The 12136-nt window shown below is 61.9% G+C and carries 10 protein-coding genes; 3 read left to right on the forward strand and 7 right to left on the reverse strand.

Annotated elements, in window-relative coordinates:
• Nucleotides 1-128 precede the first annotated feature (128 nt).
• Together gyrB and HGP13_RS01520 are read left to right on the forward strand one after the other, a co-directional pair.
• Nucleotides 129-2600 carry a DNA topoisomerase (ATP-hydrolyzing) subunit B gene (gyrB, locus tag HGP13_RS01515; RefSeq protein ID WP_172220540.1) on the forward strand — a complete coding sequence of 824 codons (2472 nt, stop codon included), beginning with the start codon at nt 129-131 and terminating at the stop codon, nt 2598-2600.
• 234 nt (nt 2601-2834) lie between these two features.
• Nucleotides 2835-3752, forward strand: coding sequence for a hypothetical protein (locus tag HGP13_RS01520; RefSeq protein ID WP_172220543.1), 918 nt, complete (start codon nt 2835-2837; stop codon nt 3750-3752).
• Nucleotides 3753-3837: 85 nt separating this feature from the next.
• On the opposite strand, the gene HGP13_RS01525 is transcribed toward HGP13_RS01520, so the two are convergent.
• The 4 genes from HGP13_RS01525 to HGP13_RS01540 all read right to left on the reverse strand — a co-directional run bounded on the left by HGP13_RS01525 (nt 3838) and on the right by HGP13_RS01540 (nt 7261).
• Nucleotides 3838-5244 carry an NAD(P)(+) transhydrogenase (Re/Si-specific) subunit beta gene (locus tag HGP13_RS01525; protein ID WP_172220546.1) on the reverse strand — a complete coding sequence of 469 codons (1407 nt, stop codon included), beginning with the start codon at nt 5242-5244 and terminating at the stop codon, nt 3838-3840.
• A 6-nt stretch (nt 5245-5250) separates the two neighbouring features.
• Entirely contained in the window at nt 5251-5679 is a 429-nt protein-coding gene (locus tag HGP13_RS01530) for a proton-translocating transhydrogenase family protein (RefSeq protein ID WP_172220550.1), read from the reverse strand.
• Entirely contained in the window at nt 5676-6950 is a 1275-nt protein-coding gene (locus HGP13_RS01535; RefSeq protein WP_172220553.1) for a Re/Si-specific NAD(P)(+) transhydrogenase subunit alpha, read from the reverse strand. Before HGP13_RS01535 ends, HGP13_RS01530 begins: the two co-directional genes overlap by 4 nt.
• Nucleotides 6951-7036: 86 nt before the next feature.
• Nucleotides 7037-7261 carry an aa3-type cytochrome c oxidase subunit IV gene (locus tag HGP13_RS01540; protein ID WP_172220556.1) on the reverse strand — a complete coding sequence of 75 codons (225 nt, stop codon included), beginning with the start codon at nt 7259-7261 and terminating at the stop codon, nt 7037-7039.
• Nucleotides 7262-7515: 254 nt separating this feature from the next.
• On the opposite strand from HGP13_RS01540, the gene HGP13_RS01545 reads away from it, so the two are divergent.
• On the forward strand, nt 7516-8331 hold the full coding sequence (locus HGP13_RS01545; protein ID WP_172220559.1) for an alpha/beta hydrolase: 816 nt from the start codon (nt 7516-7518) through the stop codon (nt 8329-8331).
• Nucleotides 8332-8339: 8 nt separating this feature from the next.
• Here the strand turns inward: HGP13_RS01545 and HGP13_RS01550 are convergent, their stop codons facing one another.
• From HGP13_RS01550 to HGP13_RS01560, 3 genes are all read right to left on the reverse strand, one after another.
• The gene (locus tag HGP13_RS01550) at nt 8340-8489 is read right to left on the reverse strand and encodes a DUF3096 domain-containing protein (RefSeq protein ID WP_080680904.1); all 150 of its coding nucleotides are present in this window, start codon (nt 8487-8489) and stop codon (nt 8340-8342) included.
• A 114-nt stretch (nt 8490-8603) separates the two neighbouring features.
• The gene (locus tag HGP13_RS01555) at nt 8604-9371 is read right to left on the reverse strand and encodes an acyl-homoserine-lactone synthase (protein ID WP_246707256.1); all 768 of its coding nucleotides are present in this window, start codon (nt 9369-9371) and stop codon (nt 8604-8606) included.
• 326 nt (nt 9372-9697) lie between these two features.
• Nucleotides 9698-12013, reverse strand: a complete 2316-nt coding sequence (locus HGP13_RS01560) for an EAL domain-containing protein (RefSeq protein ID WP_172220562.1) — start codon at nt 12011-12013, stop codon at nt 9698-9700.
• Nucleotides 12014-12136 lie beyond the last annotated feature (123 nt).

Genomic DNA, 12136 nt, shown 5'->3' on the forward strand with positions numbered 1-12136 from the left:
ATTTGGGCCGGAAATGCCCGTAAACCTTGGAAAAACCGCCTTTAGCGCCTATATCTAGTCGATATCAGACGCGCGATTCGGGGCCGATTTTTCGCGTTGTAAAAGCGGCATCTAGACAACAGGTTTTCATGAGCGACCAGACCGAGAACTCAAACGGCGCAGAAGCCGAATACGGCGCCGATTCCATCAAGGTTTTGAAGGGGTTGGACGCTGTCCGCAAACGCCCCGGCATGTATATCGGCGACACCGACGACGGTTCGGGCCTGCACCACATGGTCTATGAGGTGGTCGACAACGCCATCGACGAGGCCTTGGCCGGTCACGCCGACCTCGTCACGGTGACGCTCAACCCCGATGGTTCGGTGACGGTGATCGACAATGGCCGTGGCATTCCGACCGATATCCATACCGGCGAAGGCATTTCGGCGGCGGAAGTGATCATGACGCAGCTGCATGCCGGCGGCAAATTCGACCAGAACTCCTACAAGGTGTCGGGCGGTCTGCATGGCGTCGGCGTCTCGGTGGTCAACGCCCTTTCGGCATGGCTGAAGCTGAAGATCCGCCGCAACGGCCAGATCTTCGAGATGAGCTTCACGCACGGCAATGCCGATGCGCCGTTGAAGGCTACGGGCAGCTACGAACAGGACAAGCAGCCAGGCACCTATGAGGGCCGCAGCGGCAGCCAGATCACGTTCTTTCCGTCGTCCGAGACCTTCACCATGGTCGAGTTCGACTTCGGCACGCTGGAGCACCGGCTGCGCGAGCTCGCCTTCCTCAATTCCGGCGTCCGCATCATTCTCACCGACGCCCGCCACGCCGACATCGTGCGGCATGAGCTGCACTATGATGGCGGCCTCGAAGAGTTCGTCAAATATCTCGACCGGGTCAAGAAACCGCTGATCGAGAAACCGATCGCCATCAAGGCGGAGCGCGACGGCATCACCGTCGAAGTGGCGATGTGGTGGAACGACAGTTACCACGAGAACGTGCTGGCCTTCACCAACAACATCCCGCAGCGCGATGGCGGCACCCATCTGGCCGGTTTCCGTGGCGCGCTGACGCGCCAGATCACCGGCTATGGCGAGTCCTCGGGCCTGACCAAGAAGGAAAAAGTCTCGCTGATCGGCGACGATTGCCGCGAAGGGCTGACGGCGGTGCTGTCGGTCAAGGTTCCTGACCCGAAGTTCTCCTCGCAGACCAAGGACAAGCTGGTTTCCTCGGAAGTGCGTCCGGTGGTCGAGGGGCTGGTCAACGAGGCGCTCGGCACCTGGCTGGAAGAGCATCCGACCGAAGGCAAGGTGGTCATCGACAAGGTGATCCAGGCCGCGGCGGCGCGTGAAGCGGCGCGCAAGGCGCGCGACATCACCCGCAAGAGTTCGCTCGGCGTCACCTCCCTGCCTGGCAAGCTGGCCGACTGCCAGGAACGCGATCCGGCGAAATCCGAAATCTTCATCGTCGAGGGCGACTCGGCCGGTGGCTCGGCCAAGGGCGGCCGTTCGCGACAGAACCAGGCGATCCTTCCCTTGCGCGGCAAGATCCTCAATGTCGAGCGGGCGCGCTTCGACCGCATGCTCGGCTCCGACATGATCGGCACGCTGATCACCGCGCTCGGCACCTCGATCGGCAAGGACGAGTTCAACGCAGACAAGCTGCGCTACCACAAGATCATCCTGATGACCGACGCCGACGTCGACGGCGCCCACATCAGAACCCTGCTGCTCACCTTCTTCTTCCGGCAGATGCCGGAGCTGATCGAGCGCGGCCATCTCTACATCGCCCAGCCGCCGCTCTACAAAGTGACGCGTGGCAAGAGCTCGCAATACATCAAGAATGAAAGCGCCTTCGAAGAGTTCCTGATCGATTCCGGGCTGGAGGAAGCCTCGCTTACGCTGGGCTCGGGGGAAGTGCGGATCGGACAGGATCTGCGCGGTGCCGTCGAAGACGCGCTGGCTGTGCGCCAGCTCATCAACGGCCTGCACACGCGCTACAACAGAGGCGTGGTCGAACAAGCCGCGATCGCCGGTGGGCTCAACCCCGACGTCTTCAACGATCTTGGCGGCGCCAACGCCATGGCGGAGCGGATTGCGCAACGGCTCGACATCATCGCCGAGGACACCGAGCGCGGCTGGACCGGCCGCATGTCGACCTCGAATGACGGCAGTGGCGGCTATATCTTCGAGCGCACCGTGCGCAGCGTCAAGGAATACGCCCATCTCGACATGGGACTGATCAATTCGGCCGACGCCCGCCAGCTCGACCGCTACGCACAGCGCCTCAGCGAGGTCTACGGGACGCCGCCGGTGCTGCGCCGCAAGGACGTGTCCGAAGTCGTCTCGGGCCCGCTGGCGCTGCTCAACGCCGTCTTTGCGACCGGCCGCAAGGGCCTGACCATGCAGCGCTACAAGGGTCTCGGCGAGATGAATGCCGAACAGCTCTGGGAAACCACGCTCGACCCGAATGTGCGCTCGCTGCTGCAGGTCAAGGTCAACGATGCGACCGATGCCGACAGCCTGTTCTCGCGGCTGATGGGCGACGAGGTTGAGCCGCGGCGCGAATTCATCCAGGACAATGCGCTGTCGGTGGCCAATCTCGATATTTGATCTCGATATCGATCCCTGACGTTGACGCGCCGCGGCGCGCCAAGTTTTCCTTCTGTGCCAATAAAATCATTTTATGCCCCGCCGGAACGGAAGGCCTCCGACGACATTGTGACAACATCGATCACAATTTCTCACAGGAGGCTTTTCATGGGACGTGGCATTTTGCTCTGGTTGCTCGGTATTCCGATTCCGATCATCATTCTCATCATGCTGTTCGTACGGTAGGGGGCGTCGATGCAGTCCACCGTGTCGGCTATCGACCTGTCCGCTTCGGAAGAATCCTCCGCCACAGCCGTCAGCTGGGGGCCGATCATCGCCGGGGCCTTCGCGGCTTCGACCTTGACCTTTATCCTCATGCTGCTTGGCTCAGGGCTTGGGCTCAGCATGGTTTCACCGTGGTCGGGGTCCGGCGCGTCGATCACCACCTTCGCAGTGTCGACCGCCATCTGGCTGATCATCGTGCAATGGCTGTCCTCCGGCGTCGGCGGCTACCTTGCCGGACGCCTGCGCACCAAATGGGTCGGCATCCACACTGACGAGGTGTATTTCCGTGACACCGCTCATGGCTTCCTTGCCTGGGCGCTGGCTACACTGCTCGTCGTCGGCGTCCTCGGTTCAGCACTTTCCGCAGCGCTTGGTACAGGCGTGCAGGCGGTCTCCACCGTAGCGTCGGGCGCTGCCATGGGTGCATCGGCCGGCGCGTCCGCCGATGCCGGCGGCGCATCGACCGACAACGCAACCTCCTATCTGGTGGATTCGCTGTTCCGTCCCGCCGATCCGAGCAAGCTCGGGGCGGCTGGTCCGGACGGTAACGCCGCCGCGGTTGGTCAGGCCTCACGAGTCTTGATCGCCAGTGCCGCCGCGGGCGAGATTTCGGCCGACGACAAGACCTATCTCTCGCAACTGGTTGCCGCCCGCACCGGCCTTTCCGAGGCGGACGCCAAGGCGCGTGTCGATGCCCTGGTTGCCAAGGTCGAGGACGCCAAGGTCAAGGCCAAGCAGGCCGCCGATACAGCCAGGAAGGGCAGTGCGACCTTTGCCCTGCTTGGCGCCTTGTCGCTGGTCATCGGCGCCTTCATCGCCAGTGCCGCGGCCGCTCTCGGCGGCAGGCAGCGCGACGAAGAGGAAGCGGTTTTCCTGACCAGCCGCTAAACGGGCAGACAGTTCCCCAGAATTGAAAGAGCCCGGCTTCGAAACCGGGCTCTTTGCTATTCGGATATCGAGACTATCAGCTGGATCAGTGATCCATGGCCTTGACGATTTCCTCGGTCATCTTCTTGGCATCGCCGAGCAGCATCATGGTGCCGTCCTTGTAGAACAGCGTGTTGTCGATGCCGGCATAGCCGGAGCCGAGCGAGCGCTTGACGAACAGGCAGGTGCGGGCCTTGTCGACGTCGAGGATCGGCATGCCATAGATCGGCGACGACTTGTCGTCGCGGGCCGAAGGGTTGGTGACATCGTTGGCGCCGATGACATAGGCGACGTCGGCCTGGGCGAATTCGGAGTTGATGTCCTCGAGCTCGAACACCTCGTCATAAGGCACATTGGCTTCGGCCAGCAGCACGTTCATGTGGCCCGGCATACGGCCGGCGACCGGGTGGATGGCGTATTTGACGTCGACACCGTTGGCCTTGAGCTTGTCAGCCATTTCGCGCAGCGCATGCTGTGCCTGGGCGACCGCCATGCCGTAGCCCGGCACGATGATGACCTTTTGCGCGTTCATCATCAGATAGGCGGCGTCATCCGCCGAGCCCTGCTTGACAGTGCGCTCGATGCCATCGTCGGCCGCAGCCGCGGTCTCGCCGCCGAAGCCGCCGAGGATGACCGAGATGAAGCTGCGGTTCATGCCTTTGCACATAATGTAGGACAGGATCGCGCCGGACGAGCCCACCAGCGCGCCGGTGATGATCAGTGCCAGATTGCCGAGCGTGAAGCCGAGCGCTGCCGCCGCCCAGCCGGAATAGGAGTTGAGCATCGAGACGACGACCGGCATGTCGGCGCCGCCGATCGGGATGATCAAGAGGATGCCGAGCACCAGCGAGGCGGCGACGATCAGCCAGAAAACAAGCTTCGATTCCGTGCCGACCAGCAGCACGATCAGCACGATCAGTGCGACGCCAAGCGCGGCGTTGATGAAGTGGCGGCCGCCGATCATGATCGGCTTGCCGGACATGCGGCCGTCGAGCTTGAGGAAGGCGATGACCGAACCGGTGAAGGTGATGGCGCCGATGGCGACGCCGAGGCTCATCTCGATCAGCGCCTGGGCATGGATGTTGCCCGCCGTGCCGATGCTAAAACTTTCCGGCGCGTAGATGGCCGCAGCAGCCACCATGACGGCGGCAAGGCCGACGAGGCTGTGGAAGGCAGCAACCAGCTGCGGCATCGAGGTCATGGCGATGCGGCGCGCGGTGACGGCGCCGACGCTACCGCCAATGGCGAGGCCAAGCACGATCAGCCCGTAGCGGCCGGCCGACGGGACAAACGGAATCGCCAGCGCCAGCGTGGTAGCGATGGCGATACCCATGCCGATCATGCCGTACATATTGCCCTGGCGGCTGGTGGTCGGATGCGACAGGCCACGCAGCGCCATGATGAACAGGACGCCGGAGACCAGATAGAGGAAGGACGCGAAGTTGGCGTTCATGGCGCTCTACTTGTCCTTCTTCTTGTACATCGCCAGCATGCGCTGGGTGACCAGAAAGCCGCCGAAAATGTTGACCGAGACCAGCATCAGCGCGACGAAGCCGAAGCCTGCGGCAACGCCGGAAGCCGCGATGCCGACGGCAAGCAGCGCACCGACGACGATGACCGAGGAAATGGCGTTGGTGACCGCCATCAACGGCGTGTGCAGTGCCGGCGTCACCGACCAGACGACGTAGTAGCCGACGAAGATTGCCAGGATGAAGATGGCGAAGCGGAAGACGAAGGGATCGATGGCGCCGCCGGAGAGTGCGTGCGCGGCATCACCCGCCGCATCGGCACCGCCTGGAGCATTGGCCAGATTCTGCACCGCCAGCCTGACGGCAGCGCTTGCCTGGTCGAGCTGGTCGAGGGCTTTCTGCAGGGTCTGATCCATCACGCGGTCCCTTTCGGCTTGGACGAGGACGACTTGGATGCGGCAGTTTTCCTGGGCGCGGCTTTCTTGGGTTCAACCGAGGCGTCGGCAACCATCGTCGTGGCCGGTATCGCGGCCGGTTCGACATGAGGCTGCTGGTCGGCCTTGGCGAAGGCCGGATGAACGACCTTGCCGCCGTCGGTCAGCATCGTCGCCTTGACCAGGTCGTCGTCGCGGTTGATGGCGAGCGTCTTGGTCGTCTTGTCGACCAGCGTCTCGAGGAAAGCGAACAGGTTCCTGGCGTAGAGCAGCGAGGCGGATGCGGCGACGCGGCCGGGCACGTTGAGATGGCCGACGATCTTGACGTTGTTGGCCGTGGTGACGACCTGACCCGGCACCGCGCCCTCGACATTGCCGCCGCGCTCGACTGCCAGATCGATGAGCACCGAGCCCGGCTTCATCGAGGCGACCATGGCCGCCGACACCAGCCTGGGCGCCGGCCGGCCGGGGATCAGCGCCGTGGTGATGACGATGTCCTGCTTGGCGATGTGCTCGGCGGTCAGTGCCGCCTGCTTGGCCTGGTATTCCTTCGACATTTCCTTGGCGTAGCCGCCGGCGGTTTCTGCGGCCTTGAACTCGTCGTCCTCGACGGCGAGGAATTTCGCGCCAAGCGAGGCGACCTGTTCCTTTGCGGCGGGGCGCACGTCGGTGGCGGTAACGACCGCGCCTAGGCGGCGCGCCGTGGCGATCGCCTGGAGGCCGGCAACGCCGACACCCATGATGAAGACCTTCGCTGCCGGCACCGTGCCGGCCGCCGTCATCATCATCGGCAAGGCGCGATCATATTCCGAAGCGCCGTCGATCACCGCCTGATAGCCGGCAAGGTTGGCCTGGCTGGACAGCACATCCATGGATTGCGCGCGGGTGATGCGCGGCATGAATTCCATCGAGAAGGCGGTGACACCGGCCTTGGCCAGAGCCGCTACTGCGACATCGTTGCCGTAGGGATCCATGATGGCGATCACCGCCGCGCCGGATTTGTAGCTCTTCAACTCGGCTTCCGTTGGCCGGCGAACCTTCAGCACGACATCGGCCTTGCCGACATCGGAAGCCTTGCCGATGGCAGCGCCAGCCTTGGCAAACTCTTCGTCGGGAATACGCGACCTCGTGCCGGCGCCGGTTTCGACAATCACGTCGAGGCCCAGCCCCGCCAGCCGCTTGACCGTATCGGGCGAGGCCGCGACGCGCGGCTCGTTCGCATCAAGCTCACGAGGGATGAAAACCGACTGTCCCACCGCATGATCCTTTCGGCTGGAACCTGTTTGCGCAAAGTGTCGGCCGGAATATCCGGCGACGTCAATGGCAACGGGCTTTGGAAGGTCTATCGCAGAATGAAGGCGCCGACGGCCAGTATCAGGACGAACAGGATAAGCGCCGAGAAGAAACCGGCCGCAAAGAAGCCGAAAGCCATCGCGATGAGCAACGCGCCGCAGAAAAGCGATCCGTATTTGGCCAGCGCGAGAAAGCCCGCATAGGTGCGGTCATGTTCGGCATAGTCCATCTTCGCGCCCAGTTCGACAGGACCGGTCGGCGAGTGATCAGCCATAGGAATACCCCTTCGAAGACATCTTTCAGGCACATACCTAAAAGCCGGGCCGAGAGCAATGGCGCTATTGCCGCATTGGGCCGACAACTGCCTCAAGGGAAAATTGAAACTGCCGCCGACCTCCAGCCTGTTGGCGGTGCGATCACCGGCGGTCCCGCATGAGTTCCGTTGAAGCTGCTGTCAGAATTTGGCGGTTCTGGACGACATCGCGGGGGATTATTGTCGCCAGACGAACAGCCGGTTGGTGAAGCGACATGATCACACCCACACAGACATTTGACTGGAACGGCACGACTATCGCGTGGGGAACCGCCGGCTCAGGCCCGCCGATCGTGCTCGTGCACGGTACGCCGTTCTCCTCGTATGTCTGGCATCGCGTCGCACCGGAACTGGCGCGCGACCATACGCTGTATTTCTACGACCTTCCCGGATATGGGCGATCCGGCAAACGGGAAGGCCAAGACGTTTCGCTGGGCATCCAGAACAAGGCGCTGGCGGCGATGCTGGCCTTTTGGAAACTCGACCGGCCCAAGATCATCGCCCATGATTTCGGCGGCGCCACGGCATTGCGCGCGCATCTGATCGACAGTTGCGACTATGACAGGCTGCTGCTGATCGATCCTGTGGCGGTGCGGCCGTGGGGCTCGCCCTTTGTCCAGCATGTCCGTCAGCATGAGGCCGCCTTCGCCGGCATGCCGGACTACATACAGGTTGCAATCCTGAAAGCCTACATTTCAGGCGCCGCGGCCAGATCTTTGTCCGACAGCGATCTGGAACCCTATGTCGCGCCATGGACCGGGCCTGTTGGCCAGCCGGCTTTCTACCGGCAGATCGCACAGATGGATCGGCTTTTCACCGACGAGGTTGAACCGCTCTACGGCAAATTCCGCTGCCCCGTCGCGCTGCTGTGGGGAGAGGAAGACCGCTGGATACCGCCGCAAAGCGGCCAAAAGCTCGTGGCCATGCTGCCGAATTGCGGCCTGACGCTCATCCCGGGCTCCGGCCATCTGATGCAGGAAGACGCGCCGGAGGCGATCGTCGCCGCCGCGCTGCGCTTTTTCGTAGGCTGAGAGTTTCCTCAGCCGGCAAGATGCGGGAAAAGTCCGAGCAGACCAACGACGATCAGATAGAGCGCGACGATATAGTTCAGCAGTCGTGGCATGACGAGGATCAGCACACCGGCAATCAGCGAGATAAGCGGCGTCAGCGCGAGCTGGGAAATATGCATGTCGGGTTCCTTTTGGCAGATCCGCCGAAATGAGGACGCGGAGCGAACGCACCGCAATCATCAGAACGCGGATCCGGCCGGAAGGCTCCAGACGCCTTGCAAAAATAGGGGCGCCTACGCGGCGGCGCGATAATATTTCGCTGTCGGCACGATGGACAAGGGTGTCAGCCGGTTGATGGCCGGATTGCTGAACATCAGCCGCTGCTCCGTCGGCGTCGACCTGAAGAACGGGAACCGTTCGAGTGTCCGGCGCATATTTTCGCCGGCAGGGATTTCGAACAGGGCGATCCGGGTAAGAACGCCCGGAAATTCCTTGGCCTCGGTCCTCTGCACGGCATTGAAATAACGTGAATAAAAATTGGAGTGCTCGACCTTGACCGGCGTCAACACCGAGTTCTGGCCAAAATAGAGCGAGGCCACCATGGCAAGCCTGAGTGTCAGGAACGGCAGCACTCCGGGCGCCGGCGCGCTGTCGGGATCGGTTGCAAACCGGGTTCCGTCGATAAAGGTTTCGCCGCGGGCAAGCCGCTCGAGCAATATTTCCGGATAGGCATCGACGGAGGGCGAATTCGGGTGCTCTGCGGAAATGTAGTGGAAGCGGATCGTGCTGACCAATTCGCCGTAGAAATAGACACCGAACCGGTAGGAATTGGGTAGATTGTCCCAGCGATCCTCGAACATCCCGCTGGCGATTGGACCGCACATGCCTGAGCGCAGATAGGATTTGTAGCGAAGCCGGTAAATCGCCTCCAAATCCTCGCCCCCCGTAATGAGGCGATAATCGACATGCTCCAGCAGTTGCATCATCGATCGGTTGAGTACCGAATCCCCCGCTGCCCTGACCACGCCAGACGCATCCCTTGCAGGCCTTGCAGCATCCATTATCTGTCCTCGAAATTCCGCCTACGGATAGGCTATTCGAGTCAAAATGAGACACAAGTAGAAACTTAGAGGTTGTTGATTTACCTTATGTTAACCTTAACGGTTGAGCGCTTACCTGAGAATGTCCTAATGAACAATGCACCGGAGAAGGATGGGATCATGGCCTCCGGAACATCGCACCTGCATCGACAGGCCGGCGCGCGAGCCGGCATTGCGCAAAAGCAAGATCGCGGCGGGACGATGTCCTGACTAAAATGCGCATAAGTCCGCTTTCAAGGGCTGCACTTGAGACGGAAGACGCCAGGAATCAGGCGAACTTCACGGCGCTACGTGGCTGTCCGCTTGCTGGCGAGGCGCAGGTCAGCGGCGAATGGCCAGGTGGCATTCGACATTGTCTCGATACCCGACGCGCTGAGCGCGGCGCCGAACAGGAAGCCTTGCACGAGGTCGGGTTTGACCTGCAAGGCCAGGATCTTGAGCTGCTCGAAGGTCTCGACGCCTTCGACGGTCACGGAAAGTCCCAGTGGCCGCGACAGGTTGACGATGCCCTTGAGCAGTTCCAACGACCGGGGGTTCTGGGTGACATCGATCAGGAACGAGCGGTCGATCTTGATCTTGTCGAGCGGCAGCTTGTGCAGGTAGCTCAGGCTCGAATAACCGGTGCCGAAATCGTCAAGCGCGATGCGAACGCCAATCTGCTTCAACTCCTCGATGTACTGCCGCGTCAGCGACTTGTCGTCGAGCAGCGCGGTTTCAGTGACCTCGATCTCCAGCCGGCCGGCGGCAAGACCGGAACTCGCCAGTGCATCGCGAACCTTCTGGATGACGTCGCGGCTGCGGAAGTCCTTGGCCGAGAGGTTGACCGAGACGCTGGTCTGATCCGGCCATTTTGAGCATTCGGTGCAGGCTGCCTGCAACACGAAGGTGCTGATCTCGGAAATGATGCCCATTTCCTCGGCGAGCGGAATGAAGATGCTTGGTGAGATCGGTCCGAGATCGGGATGATCCCAACGGCACAGCGCCTCGCAGCTGGCGATGCGCATGGTGCTCATCGACACGATAGGCTGATAAACGACCCGCAGGCTCTTGCTTTCCACCGCGCTGCGCAGATCCGCCTTCATCAGCTGGCGGTTGCGGAACGCCGCGTCCATTGCCGCCTCGAACAGCCGCCAGCCGTTCTTGCCAAGCTCCTTGGCCTTGTAAAGCGCCAGATCCGCCTTGACGATCATGGCGTCGACATCGCTGTCCCTGACCCGTGACAGCACGGCGCCGCCGCTGGCCTGGATGCGCAGCCCATGGCCGGCGACGTCCACCTCGCCCTGCAATGCGGCAAATATCTCGTCGATCTGCGTGGTCAGATGGCTTTCATCCTCGATGCGGTCGAAGAAGACCATGAATTCGTCGCCGCCGAAACGGCTGACAGTGATGCCTTGCCCCGCAACGCCGGCAAGACGCTCGGCAACCGCGTAGATCAACCCGTCGCCGATCGGATGCCCGAGCGTGTCGTTGACGCTCTTGAAATCATCGAGGTCGAGCACGGCCAGGCCGCAGAGACGGTCGCGGTCTCCTGACGCCATCGCCTCGCCGACCAATTCGTGGAAATAGGCGCGATTGGGCAGGCCGGTGAGATTGTCGTAGCGCGCCATGAAGCGGATCTTGTCTTCCGCCTCGACACGCGCCGTCACGTCCTCGAAGGTGATGACCCCCAGTTCCTGGCTGCCTTCACGCGCCGAGAATTCATAGTGCTGACCGTTGGCGAGGGAAACCAGCACCTTGCGGTCGCGACCCTCGCGCAGGGCGCGTGTCAGCTGGGCCTCGATATAGCGGCAATCCTTCGGCGCCAGCATGCCGCCGGCGACACCACGCATCAAAAGACCGTGGATCGATCGCCCGAGCAGCGCATCCCCGGACTTGAGCGACATCAGATGGGCAGCTTCGGCATTGGCGACCGCCACGCGGCCGTTGGGGCCGAGCATGACAAGGCCGTGCGACATGGTGTTGAGGGCGCGATCGAACCTGTGCGCCAACTTCCTCGCTTCCTTGTGGCCGATGACCGCCGAGAAAAGCACGTCGCGGACGTGGTCGGCGCTGTTGATGGTGATGAACGTCAACGGGATGATCATCAAGCCCAGAACGACCGAAGGGAGATCCATGCGCAGCAGGAGTGCAAGTGCCGCCGGACCAATGAAGGTCACGGAAAAAATCCGCACCATGAGCGGAGACCCGTAGTTCCGGCCAACAACCGTCACCAAGGTTGCGATGGCCAGCGACGTCGCGGCCAGTTCGGCAAAGGGATCGGGATAGACATAGATCGATATGAAGCACAGCGCGCCCAAGCCGAGGCCCTGCAGGCTGCCCTTGAGGATGTAATTGCGCTCCCAGCGCTGGGCCTCCTGGACATTGGATATTACACCGCCGGCCTTTCGGAAGTCACGAATGCCGAAGTAGCGGAAAAGGCTGATGGACAGCAGGGAAAAAGAGAAAGCCAGGAACAATGGATTGTGCGTGCGGAAGTAGATCATGAATCCGAGGATCCAGTAGCAGATGCCGCCAATCACCAGCATGTGGGCGTTGTCGAACAACGACCGCACAAACTGGATGTAAACATCCGCCGGGATGTTTTCGGTCTTTGTTCTGCCCATGTCGTCGGCCCAACGCTAGGCCTCGTCATCCCACATCCGCCTTAAGAAAGGCTTAGAATGGTGGTTTCGGCTCGGTTGCCGACGGCGCGCAAAGGCAGGACCGGCCGGGAAATCGAGCTTCAG

The sequence above is a fragment of the Mesorhizobium sp. NZP2077 genome, from assembly GCF_013170805.1.
GTDB lineage: Bacteria > Pseudomonadota > Alphaproteobacteria > Rhizobiales > Rhizobiaceae > Mesorhizobium.

Bases quoted from the DNA above. Each gene is read 5' to 3' on its own strand.
- gyrB (WP_172220540.1), top strand. From the start codon at position 129: ATGAGCGACCAGACCGAGAACTCAAACGGCGCAGAAGCCGAATACGGC.
- HGP13_RS01520 (WP_172220543.1), top strand. From the start codon at position 2,835: ATGCAGTCCACCGTGTCGGCTATCGACCTGTCCGCTTCGGAAGAATCC.
- HGP13_RS01525 (WP_172220546.1), bottom strand. From the start codon at position 5,244: ATGAACGCCAACTTCGCGTCCTTCCTCTATCTGGTCTCCGGCGTCCTG.
- HGP13_RS01540 (WP_172220556.1), bottom strand. From the start codon at position 7,261: ATGGCTGATCACTCGCCGACCGGTCCTGTCGAACTGGGCGCGAAGATG.
- HGP13_RS01545 (WP_172220559.1), top strand. From the start codon at position 7,516: ATGATCACACCCACACAGACATTTGACTGGAACGGCACGACTATCGCG.
- HGP13_RS01550 (WP_080680904.1), bottom strand. From the start codon at position 8,489: ATGCATATTTCCCAGCTCGCGCTGACGCCGCTTATCTCGCTGATTGCC.
- HGP13_RS01555 (WP_246707256.1), bottom strand. From the start codon at position 9,371: ATGGATGCTGCAAGGCCTGCAAGGGATGCGTCTGGCGTGGTCAGGGCA.
- HGP13_RS01560 (WP_172220562.1), bottom strand. From the start codon at position 12,013: ATGGGCAGAACAAAGACCGAAAACATCCCGGCGGATGTTTACATCCAG.